We start from the raw sequence: 15,496 nt of genomic DNA, 5'->3' as shown, positions 1-15,496 counted from the left end.
GCACCATGCAACCCCGTCATTACACACAACGCGGAAAACCCACCCACAAACCCCTGGCATTGTATGACAAGTGGATGATGGGGGCGGTGCTGGGTTTGTTGATCATTGGTTTAATGATGGTGGCTTCCAGTTCGGTCATGATTTCCACCAAGTATTACCATCAACCGTTTCATTTTCTCATTCGGCAATGCTGCTACCTGGCGGCAGGCTTCCTGGTGGCTTTGGTGGTGATGCGCATTGACAGTCAGATCTGGGAAAAACTGAGCATGCCATTGTTGCTGGCTTGTCTTGTAATGCTGATGCTGGTGTTAATTCCCGGTATTGGGCGCTCCGTCAACGGCAGCCGCCGCTGGCTGGCTTTAGGCCCCATTGGCATTCAGGTGTCTGAACTGGCAAAGATGACCATGATTTTTTATGTGTCCGGCTATCTCGTTCGCCAACAAAAACAGATAAGCGCCAGTATTTTTGGTTTTATCAAACCAATGATCATTCTGGGGATGGTCTCGGTGTTGTTATTATTAGAGCCTGATTTTGGCGCCACCGTGGTCATTGCCGGCACCATCATGGCCATGCTCTTTTTAGCCGGGGTGAAACTGCGTTATTACATCGGCTTGGTTATCCTTGTCGGCTGCTGCCTCGCCATGCTCGCGGTATCCTCGCCTTACCGGGTGGCGCGATTAACGGCGTTTCTTGACCCGTGGGCGGATCAATTTAACAGCGGTTATCAGTTAACTCAATCCCTGATTGCCTTTGGCCGTGGAGGCTGGTTAGGAACCGGCTTGGGGGATAGTGTTCAAAAATTATTTTATTTGCCCGAGGCGCACACCGATTTTCTATTTGCTGTGCTGGCAGAAGAATTAGGGTTGCTCGGTGTCCTGTTCGTATTAATTTTGTATAGTATACTGGTGCTTAGAGGCCTGATGATTGGCTATACCGCTTTTAGTCAGGAGAGGCTTTTTGCCGCATTTACCGCCTATGGCCTGACTTTCTGGTTAGGCTTGCAGGCGACAATAAACATGGGGGTCAATTCAGGTTTGCTGCCCACAAAGGGATTAACCTTGCCGCTCTTAAGTTATGGCGGTGCGAGTATGGTGGTTAATTGTGTGGTTATCGCATTGTTATTGCGGATTGATCATGAAAATCGTTGGCAATCTTTGGGATTGAGAAAGCCGACTTCATAACAAGGGGAACGTGGTGGACAGCTCAGGACAATTTCTTTCGCCAAGGATGGGGCGTGTAGAACACATTCATTTCGTTGGAATTGGCGGCGCCGGTATGTGCGGAATTGCCGAAGTGCTTCACAATGAGGGTTATCGGATTACCGGCTCGGATATCAGCGAAAACAAAGTGGTGGCCCGTTTGCAATCGTTGGGTATTGCGGTAGCTATTGGCCATCGTGTCGAAAACATCCAGGGAGCGGATGTTGTTGTCCGGTCCACCGCTGTCAGTGCGGACAACCCGGAAATTATTGCGGCAAAAGAACAGCTAATCCCTGTGATTCCCCGCGCTGCGATGCTGGCTGAATTAATGCGTTTTCGTCACGGCATCGCCATCGCCGGGACGCACGGCAAGACGACCACCACAAGTTTGGTTAGCAGTCTTTTGGCTGAAGGCGGCCTGGATCCCAGCTATGTGATTGGCGGAAAATTGAATAGCTCCGGCAGTAATGCCCAATTAGGCCACTCGGCTTATTTTGTGGCGGAAGCCGATGAGAGCGATGCCTCATTTCTGTTCTTAAAGCCCATGATGGCCGTGGTGACCAACATTGATGCCGACCACATGAGCACGTATGACGATAATTTTGACAAACTGCGTAACACCTTTGTGGAGTTCCTGCATCATTTGCCTTTTTACGGGCTGGCGGTTTTGTGTATTGAGGATGAAGAGGTTCGCCGTATTCTGCCGCTGATTCAGCGCCCGACAATGACCTATGGTTTTCGTGACGAGGCCCATTACCGCGCAATCAACTGGACTCAAACTGGCTTAAGCAGCGAGTTTACTGTGTTAAGGCCAAGAGGTTTGAAGCCCCTGGACATTAAATTCCAGTGGCCAGGACGGCATAACGTGCTCAATGCGCTGGCGGCTATTGCCATTGCTTCGGAGCTCAATGTCACTGATGATGCCATTGTTTGCGGTCTTGCCAAATTCCAGGGTGTGGGGCGACGCTTCCAGATTTTAGGCGAACGCCAGTTTGAACACGCCAGCGCCACAGTAGTCGATGATTATGGTCATCACCCGCAAGAAATCCGCACGACACTCGATGCCTTCCGCCGCGTATGGCCGGACAAACGCCTGGTGCATATTTTCCAACCGCATCGGTATAGTCGGACTAACGATTTGTTTGAACAGTTTGTGGATGTCTTAAGCATCGCGGAAGAATTGCTGCTGCTGGATATTTATTCCGCAGGCGAAGACCCAATTCCTGGTATCAGCAGTGAAGCCTTGTTAAAAAAAATCCGCACCATCCGTCCCAATGCCCGTCTGGTGAATGAAAAGAATCTGGTGAAAACCCTGGATGAATTAATTACCAATGGGGATGTTATTCTGATGCAGGGGGCTGGCAGTATAGGGCAGATGGCGCAAAATTTAATGCAAACGGTGCGAGAACCAGCGTGAAAACAATCAATGGGTTAAATGGTCAGGGTATTGCTTTTCAGGGACAATTGCTCAGCAATGAGCCTTTGGCTGATTACACCACCTGGCGGGTGGGAGGCCTTGCCCGCCAACTCTACAAGCCCGCCGGCATTGACGACCTGGCTTTGTTTTTAAAGCACTTGCCAAGCAGTGAGCCCTTGCTGTGGCTAGGGTTGGGGAGTAACTCCCTTATTCGCGACAGCGGCTTTGCCGGGACTGTTATTCTGACGCAGGGCTGCCTTAAAGACGTCAGTCTCGTCGGGGATCAGCTGGTGCGTGTTGAAGCTGGCGTCTCCTGCGCCACCATGGCTCGCTTCTGCGCCAGAAATCATTTAAGCGGCGGTGAATTCTGGGCTGGTATTCCAGGAACCATGGGCGGGGCTTTGCGGATGAACGCGGGCTGCTTCGGTGGCGAGACCTGGCAATCGGTGGTTGAGGTGGAAACCATGACCCGTCACGGTGAGAGGCGCGTCCGTAAACCATCGGAATTCGCAATTGCCTACCGCCATGTGGCCGGGCTTCAGGATGAATGGTTTATCGCAGCCACCTGCCGCCTTTCAACCGGGGAAAAGGATAAGTCCCTGCAGATGATCAAAGATCTGTTGGCCCGCCGCGCTGAAACGCAGCCGACCAATGAATACAATTGTGGCTCGGTATTTCGTAATCCTGCCGGTCATTTTGCCGCCCGCCTTATTGAAGAATGCGGACTTAAGGGTAAACAGCTCGGTGGAGCCGTGGTATCCACCAAGCATGCCAACTTTATTATTAATCACGAAGGAAATGCCTCGGCGCAGGACATTGAGTCATTGATAGAACTGGTGCAGCAAACCGTCCATCAGAAGACTGCTGTTGAGCTTATCCGTGAAGTGCACATTATTGGAGACTAAGCATGTCTGAACGTATTAACCTGGCCTTGCTCTACGGTGGTAAATCGGGGGAGCATGAGGTTTCTCTGGTTTCGGCCGCCTCTGTTTTAGCCCAACTCGATGCTCGAAAGTATCGTATTATTCCTATCGGTATGGATAAGGAAGGCCGTTGCTACCTGAATAATTATGAGGAACTGCTGGCCTATAAGACCAGCTTACCGGTAAAAACTGCATCCTCCGAGGCTTTACCCAGTCTTTTAATTGATGGGCGTTTGGCTGTGGATGCGAACGTGGTCTTTCCCGTTGTGCATGGCCCTCTTCATGAAGACGGTTGTTTACAGGGATTGCTTGAATTGGCTGGTGTCGCGTATGTGGGATCCGATGTGCTGTCTTCAGCCATTGGTATGGATAAAGACATGGCGCGTCGTCTTGCCTGTGATACGCGTATCCGTTCCGCTCGTTATCGTCTTTTATCCTGGCACAGCAATGCGGCTGAACGTCAACGATTCTGCCAGAATGTGGTTTCGGATTTTGGCTGGCCTTTGTTTGTCAAACCCTGCTCGTTAGGTTCCAGTGTTGGTATTCACAAAGCGAAGACAATGACCGAACTCGTCAATGCGGTCGAAGATGCATTACGTTACGATGAGACCATTTTGGTCGAAGAGTTTATTCAGGGACGTGAGATTGAATTGTCCGTCCTGGAAAACACAAATCCGTCCGCGGCGCCACGAGTCAGTATAGCCGGTGAAATCTGTGTCCATCATGCGGATGGTTTTTATTCCTACGCGGCCAAATACCTTGAAAGCGCAGAAACGGATCTTCATGTTCCTGCTCAGTTGGATAATGCGTTGCTGAACGAATTACAAGCCATTGCCGGTGAGATATTTACCCGCTTAAAATGTAAGGGCATGGCGCGTGTCGATTTCTTTGTCAATGACAAGACCGGTGATATTTATTTTAATGAAATTAATACCTTGCCTGGTTTTACGCCCATCAGCATGTATCCCAAGTTATGGCAGGCCAGCGGCTTGAGTTACCCTGAATTGCTTGAGGAATTGATTGCCTTAGCCAGGGTGCATCATCGTTGCAGGGAGCAACTGGTAACCAATTACCAATAATTGAGGTCGATGGATGGACGGAGGCGGTAACGGGCAGTTAGGTTATGCCGGCGTACTGACGCTGTTGGTTGCCTGCGCTCTTTTTTTGGGGGCGCGGCTAGTCTATGTCTTTATCGCTGATCCCGGACGTTTTCCGGTCAATACCATTAAAATCGCGGCAACCTATCAGCATATTTCCCATCAGCAACTGGAGGAAATATTATCCCGTTACCTGGATGCAAGCTTTTTTTCATTGTCAGTCAATCAACTGCATAAAGAATTAAGCGCGCTCGAGTGGGCCGCGCAAGTGGAAATCGAACGGATTTGGCCGGATACCTTAAAAGTGACATTGGTGGAAAAAGAACCGGTGGCAACCTGGAATGACGCCATGTTAAGCCGGGATGGTGAGACATTTAACGGGGGACAGGTGGATGATTCTACCCTGCCTCATTTACGGGGTCCTGCGAATCAACAGCGGGAAGTCTTACAAGTTTACAAAAAAATGAGTAAGATATTATCAATCTATGGCTTGCACGCCGCCTCGCTGGAATGGCGCGACAACCATGCGTGGGACCTCACTCTGGCAAATGGTGTACAGTTACGCCTGGGAAAACGAGATCTAGAAATGCGAATTATACGATTCTGTAAAGCATATCCTGCTGTTTTTGCAGATAAACCGGAGCAGTTGGCAAGTGTTGATTTACGGTATCCGCGCGGCATGGCGGTGCAATGGAAAAAATAAGCGGGAAGATAATGGCAAAAAAATCAGAAAAAAACATCATCACCGGTTTGGATATTGGCACCTCAAAAGTTGTTGCCCTGGTGGGCGAAATTACGGCTGACGGAACCATTGAAGTCATTGGTATAGGGCGCCACCCTTCCCGTGGCCTGAAACGCGGCGTGGTGGTTGATATTGAAGCCACGGTTAATTCCATTCAGCGCGCCGTTCAGGAAGCGGAATTAATGGCAGGTTGCGACGTGCGTACTGTATATGCCGGAATTGCCGGCAGTCATATCCGCAGTTTAAATTCTCACGGCATTGTCGCCATACGCGATCAGGAAGTGTCGCAGGCGGATGTCGAGCGCGTCATTGATGCGGCAAAGGCCGTTGCCATTCCGGCGGATCAGAAAATTCTCCATATCCTGCCCCAGGAATTTATTATTGATAATCAAGGCAGCATCCGAGAGCCTGCCGGCATGGCCGGGGTACGGCTTGAGGCGCGGGTTCATATTGTCACTGGGGCTGTCAGTGCCGCGCAAAACATTGCCAAATGCGTTCGTCGCTGCGGGCTTGAGGTCAGCGACATTATTCTTGAACAATTGGCTTCCAGTCATGCGGTATTAACCGATGACGAGAAAGAGTTAGGTGTGTGTTTAATCGATATTGGCGGTGGCACGACAGACATTGTTGTTTTTGCCGAAGGGGCAATTCAATACACGGCCGTGATTCCCATTGCAGGGGATCAGGTAACCAATGATATTGCCATGGCTTTGCGTACACCCACGAAAGCGGCGGAAGCCATCAAGGTCAAACATGCCTGCGCCATGCCTGAACTGGCCAGCGCCAATGAAATGATTGAAGTCACCAGCATGAACGATAACCGCCCTGGCCGGAAAATTTCAGCCAAGGCTTTGTCGGATGTGGTGTCTGCCCGCTACGAGGAATTATTCACTTTAGTCAGAAATGAACTGCGCCGCAGCGGTTTTGAGCAGCGTTTGGCAGCTGGTATGGTTATGACCGGCGGTGGTTCAAGCGTGATGGGTGCAATTGAGTTGGCTGAAATGTGTTTTGAAATGCCAGTCCGCCATGGGTGGGCACATCATGTCTCCGGATTGGCAGAAGCAACGGTAAACCCTTCTTTAGCGACAGGAGTTGGTTTATTATTGCACGGATACCAACAGCAGTATGAAGGCGGGTATGCAGTTCCGGCATTAAATGTCAGCGGTAAAGGGCTCTGGTCTCGAATGAGAGAATGGTTTCAAGGTAATTTTTAATAATTACCCGCAGAATGATAAGAATTAAAAGAGGGGAGAGGCAGTAATGTTTGAACTAATGGAAAGCCAAGATAACAGTGCCGTCATTAAGGTTGTAGGTGTTGGCGGTGGCGGCGGTAATGCGCTTGAGCATATGGTCGCTGAAAATATTGATGGGGTGGAATTTATCTGCGCGAATACCGATGCCCAGGCATTAAAAAATTCCAATGCCAAAATTCATATTCAACTGGGTGATAATCTGACCAAGGGCTTAGGCGCTGGCGCCAATCCCCGCATTGGCCGTGAAGCCGCTGAAGAAGATCGCGATCGCATCCGCGAAGTACTTGAAGGGGCGGACATGGTCTTTATTACAGCCGGCATGGGCGGTGGTACGGGAACAGGTGCCGCACCTGTGTTTGCTGAAGTGGCTAAAGAATTAAATATCTTAACGGTTGCCGTGGTCACCAAGCCATTTTCCTTTGAAGGCAAGCAGCGGGCCTTAGCCGCTGAGGAAGGCATCCGCCGCCTGGCTGAACATGTGGACTCCCTCATTACGATTCCGAACAACAAGCTGCTCAGCGTGCTGGGTAAAAACATCAGCCTGCTGAATGCGTTTAAAGCCGCTAACAACGTTTTATTGGGGGCGGTAAAAGGTATTTCTGATTTGATTACCCGCCCGGGTCTGATTAACGTCGATTTCGCTGATGTGCGCACCGTGATGTCTGAAATGGGCATGGCCATGATGGGAACCGGGAGCGCCACGGGTGAGCAGCGTGCCCGTCAGGCTGCGGAAGCCGCGATTGCTTCGCCCTTGCTTGAGGATGTCAATTTCTCAGGCGCTAAAGGGATTCTGGTCAATATTACCGCTGGTCTTGATATGTCCATCGGTGAGTTTGAAGAAGTCGGTGATGTCGTCAAAGAATTTATTTCTGATGATGCGACAGTCGTGGTAGGAACAGTGATTGATCCGGACATGACGGATGAAATGAGGGTCACGGTGATTGTCACAGGTCTTGGGGATTCACGTCCACGCGGCCAGCAACAATCCGCTTCAAATCAACAGCCGGTCAAATCCCGTTTTGCGGATTCTACCCGCAGTGACGGTTCCCTGGATTATCACCAACTGGATCGTCCGGCTGTTATTCGCAAGCAGGCTTCTGCGCCTGTGGCAACCACGTCAGCCAAGTCCACATCGGACTCTGTACCGGATGTTGATTACCTTGATATACCAGCGTTTCTTCGTAGACAAGAAGAACATGTTGATTAAATAATGAACGGCCTTGGGGCCGTTCTTTGTTGAAAAGCATGAAAAAATTAGACTAATCAATCAATTGCTGTTATGATTTGGTCGTTTATTGCGCGTCAACAAAAAGGGTATTGAGAAAAGGTGATCATTGCATGATAAAACAAAGAACTCCTAAGAAAGTAATTCAAGCAACAGGTGTAGGCTTGCATTCAGGCGAAAAAGTTCTTCTTACTCTGCGCCCGGCACCCATAAATACCGGTATTGTTTTCAGACGCACCGATTTAAATCCCCCCGTTGAAATTCCCGCTTCCTATGACAATGTGGGTGATACCATGCTTTGCACGTCGCTGCATCGTAACGGCGTGAAAGTTGCAACCGTCGAGCATTTGCTTTCGGCTTTGGCCGGATTAGGGATTGATAATGCCTATGTCGATGTCAATGCTCCGGAAATTCCCATTATGGACGGCAGCGCCGCTCCGTTTGTCTTTTTAATTCAATCCGCAGGAATTCGTGAGCAGAGTGCGGCCAAGCGTTTTATACGCATCCTGAAACCCATACGCGTTGAAGACAAGGACAAGTACGTGCAGTTTCTGCCGTATAACGGCTATAAAATCGCTTTTACCATTGATTTTGATCATCCGGCATTTAATGGTCGCCCGCAAAAGGCCAGTTTCGATTTTTCCGATACCTCGTATGTGAAAGAAGTATGCCGCGCCAGAACATTTGGCTTTTTGTCCGATTATGAAAAACTGCGTGAAAATGATTTGGCCAAAGGTGGCAGCATGGACAATGCCATCGTGGTTGACGATTACCGCGTACTCAATGATGACGGCTTGCGCTTCGAGGGCGAATTTGTCGCCCACAAGGTTCTTGATGCGATTGGCGATTTATATCTGTTAGGTTGCGGCCTGATTGGCGCGTTTGAAGGCTACAAATCCGGGCATGAATTAAACAATCGTCTCCTGAGGGAATTAATGGTCCGTCAAGATGCCTGGGAATACACCTATTTTGATGCTGAAAACTACCAACCATCCTCTGTTGTACCCGATTTCTTCCCTGTCGAAGCCTGATTAAACGGGTTGCGCTGGCAGCAGCCGTAAATGGCCTGTCATGAATGGGCAGATGATGTTTATTTCTCCTGTGCCAATTTGTAAAGCGCTTCCTGAAGGGGCGGATAAAGACAGGTTTCTCCAGCCTGCTGAATGGCTTCACGCGCTTTGTCGGACATTGGGCGGCTTTTACGGTTGACTCTTAAACGCGATGCTTTTTCAGGCTCAATGATTTTAATTTGAATGGACATGAGTCGATAAAGTCCAGCCTCTTTACGCAGCTTATCACGCAAGGCCGGCAACTCATAACGCAGCGTGGTGGCAAAGGCTGGATCGGTTATTGCCAATACCAGGCAACCGCGATTGAAACTGCCGACGGTGCAATGGGCATGCAACGAAGGATTTAAAAACAATTTCAATTTGTCATTTAACTCACTCAATTTGATGCTCTGTTCGCAAAGGGCGGCCAGTTGCTTATTCAGGCATTGATTAATGGGGCGCATAACAGACAGGTCACAAGGATAGGATGAACCAACTTGGGAGCATAGCAAATTTATTGTATCTCCTCTATGATATGGCAATAAGAATAATGAGGATACCAATGAAGGAAAAAGCCGATACCCCTGTTGTCTACGAAGCAGGACTCCATTTAGTCCTCTTTTTCTGGCCAGTGATGCTGGCATTGGCGGGTATGTTAATTGGTATCGAGTTCGAACAACTCAAAGTATTATCCCTCTTCGTGGTTCTCTTTGCCTTGGCCTGGATAGGTATTACCTGGGTGACTTATCATTTCTCCTCGCTGACGATTAAAAAAAAGCAGGTTATCCTGCGTACGGGTGTCCTGGTGCGCCAGACTGTCGATATTCCCCTGACCAAGATCGAAACCATTGACATCCGCCAGTCGATTTTAGGCAGTCTGCTCCGCTATGGGTCCTTAGTCATTACCGGCACAGGTGGAACACGTTATTTAATCAATTACCTGGACAAACCGTTAACTTGTCGGCGTTACATTGAACAATTAATGAATGAGCAGTAAATCCTTTGTTTTTTACCTGAACAACGCAGCCTCCAGGGTATCGAACCGCCATTCAATACTTAAGTCACCATGACAGCAACTAATCACTGGGCCATGCCCTTTCTTCATGAGGCCATTGTGAGGGTAACGCCATTAAGCCAGGGGCTTCAGCATCACAATGACTTGTTGTGCCTGCAGGATGGCAGTCTGTGGGTGGCTAAATTATTTGCTCCAACAACCTGGCTTGGCATCACACAGCGAGACCACCTCGAGTTTACCGAGCAATTCGCCACAGTAGCGGCAAATCGTCTGGCCTTAAGCCTGCCTGCGTTTTGCCCGAACCCCCCTCATTTTTTCATCCCGGTGGGGCAACAGCTCGGGTTAATTAAGCCTTATTGTCCCGGAGAAATCCATGAGCGGCTGTCTTACGGTCGGGCTGAGGTTTTAGGGACGGCTCTGGCGACTATTCACCAATTGGGATTTAAGCACCCGCGGGCAAAACCATTCCCAGCCATCACGGGTATAGATACGTCGGGTTTGCCCTGGATCACACCTCTTATTGAGCAATGCAATCAGCACCGTCATTACCGTTCCCATGAATGGGTGATCGGCCATCGCGACCTGCACAGCCACAACATCATCTGGCAAGACAATAACCGCCCGTGTTTTCTCGATTGGGAAAGCGCTGGATTAATCCACCCGGCTATAGAATTGCTGGGCCTTGCACTCAATTGTGCTGGTGTGGTAGAAAATCAGTTCGACGATGCCCTATTTTCTGCCACGCTGCATGGCTATTTTAAAACAGTACCCTACCGGTTTAAAACCGATGACACCCTGTGGCAATTGATTTTCCATAGCTGGCTGCTCTGGTATGCCTACTGCCTGAAACAGGGGAAACAACAGGACGCGGCAGCGATGCTTACAACACTTGCCCATTTGCGGGAATTAGTGCCCACCCTGAAAGCAATCTACAGCAAGACAAGCGAGAGTTAACATGAAACGAATTGATTTTCGAAGCGATACGGTCACGCAACCCACGGCGGGCATGATGAAGGCGATGATGGCTGCTGAGTTGGGCGATGATGTGTTTGGCGAAGATCCAACCGTCAAGAAGCTTGAAGCCATCCTGGCCGAGCGCGCGGGCATGGAATCGGCCATTTTTGCCCCTTCAGGCACCCAGACCAATTTAATGGCTATTCTGGCGCATTGTGAACGCGGCGATGAATACATAGTCGGCCAGACTGCCCATACCTACCTGTGGGAGGGGGGCGGTGCTGCGGTATTGGGCAGCGTGCAGCCGCAACCGCTGGATTTTGAGAGCGATGGAACATTGTCGTTGGCCAAGGTGGCCATGGTCGTCAAACCCGTGGAAGATCACCATCCCCGCAGTCGGCTTTTATGCCTTGAAAATACGCTGTCGGGTAAAGTGTTACCGCTTCACTACCTGAAAACCATTCATTCTTTTTGCCGTGAACAGGGTTTAAGCGCCCATTTAGATGGTGCACGGGTGTTTAACGCCGTTGTGCATACAGGGGTTGAATTGCACGAAATCAGCCAGCGGTTTGATTCCGTTTCCATTTGCCTGTCGAAAGGTTTAGGCGCACCGGTTGGTTCGGTTTTATGCGGTTCCCGTGAGTTGATTCGTAAAGCAAAGCGTTGGCGGAAAGTGCTTGGGGGCGGCATGCGCCAGGCGGGATTGCTGGCTGCTGCCGGCCTTTATGCGCTGGAACATCACGTTACCCGGCTAGAGGAGGATCATGATCACGCCCTGCTTTTGGCTCAGCAATTAGCGGATATAGACGCCATCCGGGTGGAGAGTGTCGCAACCAATATTCTTTTTGTGAAAGCTGATGATCACTACCCGCAACTGCAGGCTTATCTCGACAAGCAGGGCATCATTTGGCCAAAAAAAGCCAATAAAAGCGGTCAGTTACGTTTAGTAACCCATTTGGACATCCACCGTGAAGACATCAAACGAACCATTCAGGAGGTAAAAAAGTTCTATACTCAACTTAGAAGCTAAGTGTTCAAGGCGAGGCCATATGAAACGGTTCATGATGCTGGCCAGTTTGTTAATGGCGTTAAGCCCAATGGCTGCCCAGGCGATGCGTTGCCAGCAAGCCTTAGTCTATGAGGGTGATACCAAATTTGCAGTACTGAAAAAGTGCGGTGAACCCCTGGCTAAAGAGATTCGCGAAGATCGGCAGTTATTGCTTGATGCCTGGGGCAACCCGGTGGGTGAAAGCATCAGGCAAATTGAAGTATGGACTTATCAAAATTCGCCTAACGAATTTGTCTATGAACTCACATTTGAAAATGGGCGGGTAAAAAGCATTGATGCCAGCCGCCAATAGGCTGTTATCTTAAGCTTGGCATGGGGGGCCTGCCAGTTCGTAATCCTCCACCCACTGCCTTAAGTGTTCATCCCCGCTTTCCAGCATCAAATCAACTGCCGTTTTACCCTTGTTATTTTTAATAGTGACATCTGCATTTAATTGAATAAACCGCTCAATTAACGCCCTGTTTTTGGTGATGTTCCCCGCCTGAATCAAGGCCATTAAGGGGGTATTGCCCTCAGGGGAAAGCGGATCAAGCCTGATGTGCTGTTCAAGCAGGAGGGGGATGGGTTCAACACAGCCAGTCTCGATTAAATGATGCAGAAAGGCTTGACCCTCAATGTCCAGATTGTCAATCATGTCCGGGTTGCATTGACGAAGCAGCAGCTGATAGAGCCTTTCATCATAGGTATGGGCCAGTTTAACTAATAATTGTTTTAAAATTTGGTGATGCGAGGCATTGGATAAATCAAACTGATAATGGCTTATGAGTAACCTGTAACAGGCTTTCAGTTCTTTATCAAGCGAGAGTGAATGGCTTAAAAGATCAAAAGCTGTTTTGCCAGCTGCGGTTATCTGTCTTACATCGGCTCCGGCATGGATTAGTTTGCAGAGAGCCTCAGCATGATTGCATTCCACGGCATGATGGAGGGCTGTCATCCCCATCGCGTCACGGCGATGGATGTCATCCTTTAAGTAAGCGATAACCTGATCCACACGGGTTGATTGCCTCTGAAAAGCCACTTTTAACGGAGTCGTATACCCGCAGGTCATGAAGAGATCCGCCCCTTCATCGAGTAATGCCTGAATAATGGCAAAATTCCCGCGTTGCAAAGCCTCCATCAAAGGCAGAGTATAAGCCGTGATTTGATTAGGGTTCATTTTCACCTGAGTTAACAGGTGTTTAACAAATGCCAGATCGTTTTTGGGGATGGCATGGAGTAATAAACCATGCAAATGCCTGGCTTCTGGATGGGCCAACACGATGTCAAGGATGTCTTTTTTCCCATGTCTATAGGCTTGATTAATGAAGCCGCTTAACTCATCAAGACGTAGCTCCGGCAAGGTAAGAAAGAGAAGCAACGCCTCATTAAAATGGCTGTCCATGGCCATTTTAATGGCTGAACGGCCAGAACAGTCCCTGGCGTGGATATCACAAAAACCATCCGCCAGTAAGCGTTTAACAGCCGGTAAGCTTCGGGTGATGACGGCCACATGCAGGGGGGTAAAATAATTGGCCGAGTGCCGCTGGAATTGACAGGCTTCCTCTTTGCTTTTGGGCACTTCCTTTTCGTTAAGAACAAAAAAATCGGGAAGATGAGGCGAATCGAAGTCCTTTTGAAAACAAAAAATGATCAATCGGCAGGGCATTTTGCCTTCGAATTCTTCTGTCCAATCCAGAAGCCTTCGGGTTAATGCCTGGGCATTGAGGTTATTCTCGGTTTGAAAAATAAAGTTGCAATCGTAATACACCAATGATTTCGCTTTTCTATATGCGGATGTGGCATGGCTTACACCAATGAACTCTACGTGTGTTTTAGCCGGCATACGGGCAATATAGGACATTATTTCGAGAAACTGGGCTTCATTGCGTTCATAGTGAATCGGTCTTCCTTGCTCATCGGTGGCGTGGTGAGGCTCCACGTAAAGAGGGACGTATTGATTGTCTTTTTCCGGAGGCGCCTTGATGATGTCAAATTGTTCTGCCCGGTCATCCTGGCGCAGGCGATCCACCTCCTCGAGCCGTGAGTGTTGAAACCAGATCACATCATTGGTCCATTGCTCGAACAGTTCACCCAGATTTTTATAGAACGCTGCTTGCGGCATTGACGAGTCAAACGGTTTCGCCAATGCCTCTTCGCTGCCGTCCCAATGGCTCATCAATGCCAGCGTATCAGAGTAATAGGGTTCTTTGTCTGCATAGAGGCTATGTAAAAAAGAAAACCCGTTACAATGGCCATTGGGGTTAAAATAGCGGGTATCGCGGTAGTTTAATTTCAAGCGGTAGACCATCTTGTCAAGCACAGGATTCTGGTTGACAGGCACCGGTTTTACGCCATAGGCTGCCCGTTTTTTCATCGGATCTGAAGGCCATTCGGGGGCTAATAATTGGATAAATGAATCCTTCCTGGTTTGCAGGGCTAAATCAAGCGGTGTAAAGCCATAGATATTACGCGTGTGCTGCAGGGCGGCAAATCCTGGCAGAAACAGCAAGTCTTTAAGAAATGAACACCCCACATTTACGGCAACATGCATCAGGGTATTGCCGGATAGATTGGTATGGAGGTACGTGGCACCGTGTTGTAACAATTGGTTGGTGACGGGTTGGTCGTTATTGGCCAGGGCATAGCTTAATGCGGTATTTTTCGAGCTATCCTGGCGGTTAAGGTCTACCTTTTTTGATAATAAATAATCGATGATGCGCCTGTGGCGATTTTTTACTGCCTCAATTAGCGCTGTTTTCCCATAAGGCTCATCCATGGCAGATGCGTTCTCAATAAGGTATCTCACGGTGTCCAGTTGATTACTGCCGGCAGCAACCGGCAACAAGGCATTCACCGTTTTTTGCGGCAATGAATGGTGGGTTACCACGGATTGAAGGAATGGGATATCACCTATTTCTGCCGCACGAATTAATGCCTGATGCGATGTCCCTTGCTTTTTTGCTGGTTTAAACCATTGACCATGATAACGGGGAAATTGATAGTTGCTGCTGGGCAGGGGAAAAGCCCCTTTTAACGCGTGTTGAAGCTCTTCTTTAAACCAGGCGATTTGTTTCGGATCGTCCTGACAATGGGTTAAATGGACTTCCGTGCAATCGGCTTCTGCCATAAACAGTGCTCTGGCTGCTTCCAATTGATGATTATTCAATGCCAGGTGAATGGCTTGCTGGGCCAGGTTATTTTTTAAATCAGGGTTGATGTTATCTTTAAGGCATTCCCTGATTTTATTCATATCCCCAAGCGCTGCTGCATAATGCAATAAGGAATTGCCGTGTACGTCTGTAAAATTAAAATCGGTTTGGTAGAGGGAGTAAGGGGGGTAGGGGTGCGCTGCTTCGAAGGCCTTTCGTTTAAGAATCAAGGCTTTTAATTGATTAAAGCGTTGCAATTGAACAGCATGGGTTTGATCGTGGTCTATTGGCATGTCTTATTCTGGAACATGGGGTATTCAAAATGATGGATTATAGCGCATTTTGTTTATAACAGGTAAAAAAGCCGTCGATATAAGTGATTGATGCCCCTCGAAATTTTACCATCATCTGTTAAACTGATTAAA

At 48.9% G+C, this 15,496-nt stretch carries 14 protein-coding genes; 12 read left to right on the top strand and 2 right to left on the bottom strand.

Annotated elements, in window-relative coordinates; all coding sequences use genetic code 11:
• Positions 1 to 5 precede the first annotated feature (5 nt).
• The 8 genes from ftsW to lpxC all read left to right on the top strand — a co-directional run bounded on the left by ftsW (position 6) and on the right by lpxC (position 8,887).
• Entirely contained in the window at positions 6 to 1,181 is a 1,176-nt protein-coding gene (gene ftsW, locus Lery_RS12630; protein ID WP_058527972.1) for a putative lipid II flippase FtsW, read from the top strand.
• Positions 1,182 to 1,194: 13 nt separating this feature from the next.
• Positions 1,195 to 2,616 carry a UDP-N-acetylmuramate--L-alanine ligase gene (gene murC / locus Lery_RS12625; RefSeq protein ID WP_058527594.1) on the top strand — a complete coding sequence of 474 codons (1,422 nt, stop codon included), beginning with the start codon at positions 1,195 to 1,197 and terminating at the stop codon, positions 2,614 to 2,616.
• Positions 2,613 to 3,521, top strand: a complete 909-nt coding sequence (gene murB, locus Lery_RS12620; protein ID WP_058527593.1) for a UDP-N-acetylmuramate dehydrogenase — start codon at positions 2,613 to 2,615, stop codon at positions 3,519 to 3,521. Before murC ends, murB begins: the two co-directional genes overlap by 4 nt.
• A gap of 2 nt (positions 3,522 to 3,523) precedes the next feature.
• Complete coding sequence (locus tag Lery_RS12615) at positions 3,524 to 4,618, top strand: D-alanine--D-alanine ligase family protein (protein ID WP_058527592.1); 1,095 nt, start codon at positions 3,524 to 3,526, stop codon at positions 4,616 to 4,618.
• 13 nt (positions 4,619 to 4,631) lie between these two features.
• Entirely contained in the window at positions 4,632 to 5,339 is a 708-nt protein-coding gene (locus Lery_RS12610) for a cell division protein FtsQ/DivIB (RefSeq protein ID WP_058527591.1), read from the top strand.
• Between the two features lie 11 nt (positions 5,340 to 5,350).
• Positions 5,351 to 6,592: a cell division protein FtsA gene (gene ftsA, locus Lery_RS12605; RefSeq protein WP_058527971.1), complete on the top strand. Its 1,242-nt coding sequence runs from the start codon at positions 5,351 to 5,353 to the stop codon at positions 6,590 to 6,592.
• 46 nt (positions 6,593 to 6,638) lie between these two features.
• Positions 6,639 to 7,838, top strand: coding sequence for a cell division protein FtsZ (gene ftsZ, locus Lery_RS12600; RefSeq protein WP_058527590.1), 1,200 nt, complete (start codon positions 6,639 to 6,641; stop codon positions 7,836 to 7,838).
• A 131-nt stretch (positions 7,839 to 7,969) separates the two neighbouring features.
• Positions 7,970 to 8,887, top strand: a complete 918-nt coding sequence (gene lpxC, locus Lery_RS12595; RefSeq protein WP_058527589.1) for a UDP-3-O-acyl-N-acetylglucosamine deacetylase — start codon at positions 7,970 to 7,972, stop codon at positions 8,885 to 8,887.
• Positions 8,888 to 8,946: 59 nt separating this feature from the next.
• On the opposite strand, the gene Lery_RS12590 is transcribed toward lpxC, so the two are convergent.
• Positions 8,947 to 9,369, bottom strand: a complete 423-nt coding sequence (locus tag Lery_RS12590) for a DciA family protein (RefSeq protein WP_058527588.1) — start codon at positions 9,367 to 9,369, stop codon at positions 8,947 to 8,949.
• 98 nt (positions 9,370 to 9,467) lie between these two features.
• Between Lery_RS12590 and Lery_RS12585 the strand changes: the two genes are divergently transcribed.
• The 4 genes from Lery_RS12585 to Lery_RS12570 all read left to right on the top strand — a co-directional run bounded on the left by Lery_RS12585 (position 9,468) and on the right by Lery_RS12570 (position 12,235).
• Positions 9,468 to 9,902, top strand: coding sequence for a PH domain-containing protein (locus Lery_RS12585; protein WP_058527587.1), 435 nt, complete (start codon positions 9,468 to 9,470; stop codon positions 9,900 to 9,902).
• A 69-nt stretch (positions 9,903 to 9,971) separates the two neighbouring features.
• Positions 9,972 to 10,874, top strand: coding sequence for a phosphotransferase (locus tag Lery_RS12580; RefSeq protein WP_058527586.1), 903 nt, complete (start codon positions 9,972 to 9,974; stop codon positions 10,872 to 10,874).
• A 1-nt stretch (position 10,875) separates the two neighbouring features.
• Positions 10,876 to 11,904 carry a low-specificity L-threonine aldolase gene (gene ltaE, locus Lery_RS12575; protein WP_058527585.1) on the top strand — a complete coding sequence of 343 codons (1,029 nt, stop codon included), beginning with the start codon at positions 10,876 to 10,878 and terminating at the stop codon, positions 11,902 to 11,904.
• A gap of 19 nt (positions 11,905 to 11,923) precedes the next feature.
• Positions 11,924 to 12,235: a DUF2845 domain-containing protein gene (locus tag Lery_RS12570; protein ID WP_058527584.1), complete on the top strand. Its 312-nt coding sequence runs from the start codon at positions 11,924 to 11,926 to the stop codon at positions 12,233 to 12,235.
• A gap of 9 nt (positions 12,236 to 12,244) precedes the next feature.
• On the opposite strand, the gene Lery_RS12565 is transcribed toward Lery_RS12570, so the two are convergent.
• Positions 12,245 to 15,364: an ankyrin repeat domain-containing protein gene (locus Lery_RS12565; RefSeq protein ID WP_058527583.1), complete on the bottom strand. Its 3,120-nt coding sequence runs from the start codon at positions 15,362 to 15,364 to the stop codon at positions 12,245 to 12,247.
• Between the last annotated feature and the right edge of the window lie 132 nt (positions 15,365 to 15,496).

This window comes from Legionella erythra (assembly GCF_001467615.1).
Classification (GTDB): Bacteria; Pseudomonadota; Gammaproteobacteria; order Legionellales; family Legionellaceae; genus Legionella_C; species Legionella_C erythra.
The sequence above is the reverse complement of the archived record's forward strand: the minus strand, read 5'-3'. Positions and strand labels throughout refer to the sequence as shown.

Excerpts from the sequence above, each read along its gene's own strand:
- Lery_RS12585 (WP_058527587.1), top strand. The coding sequence starts at position 9,468 with ATGAAGGAAAAAGCCGATACCCCTGTTGTCTACGAAGCAGGACTCCAT.
- ftsW (WP_058527972.1), top strand. The coding sequence starts at position 6 with ATGCAACCCCGTCATTACACACAACGCGGAAAACCCACCCACAAACCC.
- Lery_RS12570 (WP_058527584.1), top strand. The coding sequence starts at position 11,924 with ATGAAACGGTTCATGATGCTGGCCAGTTTGTTAATGGCGTTAAGCCCA.
- ltaE (WP_058527585.1), top strand. The coding sequence starts at position 10,876 with ATGAAACGAATTGATTTTCGAAGCGATACGGTCACGCAACCCACGGCG.
- Lery_RS12580 (WP_058527586.1), top strand. The coding sequence starts at position 9,972 with ATGACAGCAACTAATCACTGGGCCATGCCCTTTCTTCATGAGGCCATT.
- Lery_RS12610 (WP_058527591.1), top strand. The coding sequence starts at position 4,632 with ATGGACGGAGGCGGTAACGGGCAGTTAGGTTATGCCGGCGTACTGACG.
- Lery_RS12565 (WP_058527583.1), bottom strand. The coding sequence starts at position 15,364 with ATGCCAATAGACCACGATCAAACCCATGCTGTTCAATTGCAACGCTTT.
- ftsZ (WP_058527590.1), top strand. The coding sequence starts at position 6,639 with ATGTTTGAACTAATGGAAAGCCAAGATAACAGTGCCGTCATTAAGGTT.
- Lery_RS12590 (WP_058527588.1), bottom strand. The coding sequence starts at position 9,369 with ATGCGCCCCATTAATCAATGCCTGAATAAGCAACTGGCCGCCCTTTGC.
- lpxC (WP_058527589.1), top strand. The coding sequence starts at position 7,970 with ATGATAAAACAAAGAACTCCTAAGAAAGTAATTCAAGCAACAGGTGTA.
- ftsA (WP_058527971.1), top strand. The coding sequence starts at position 5,351 with ATGGCAAAAAAATCAGAAAAAAACATCATCACCGGTTTGGATATTGGC.
- Lery_RS12615 (WP_058527592.1), top strand. The coding sequence starts at position 3,524 with ATGTCTGAACGTATTAACCTGGCCTTGCTCTACGGTGGTAAATCGGGG.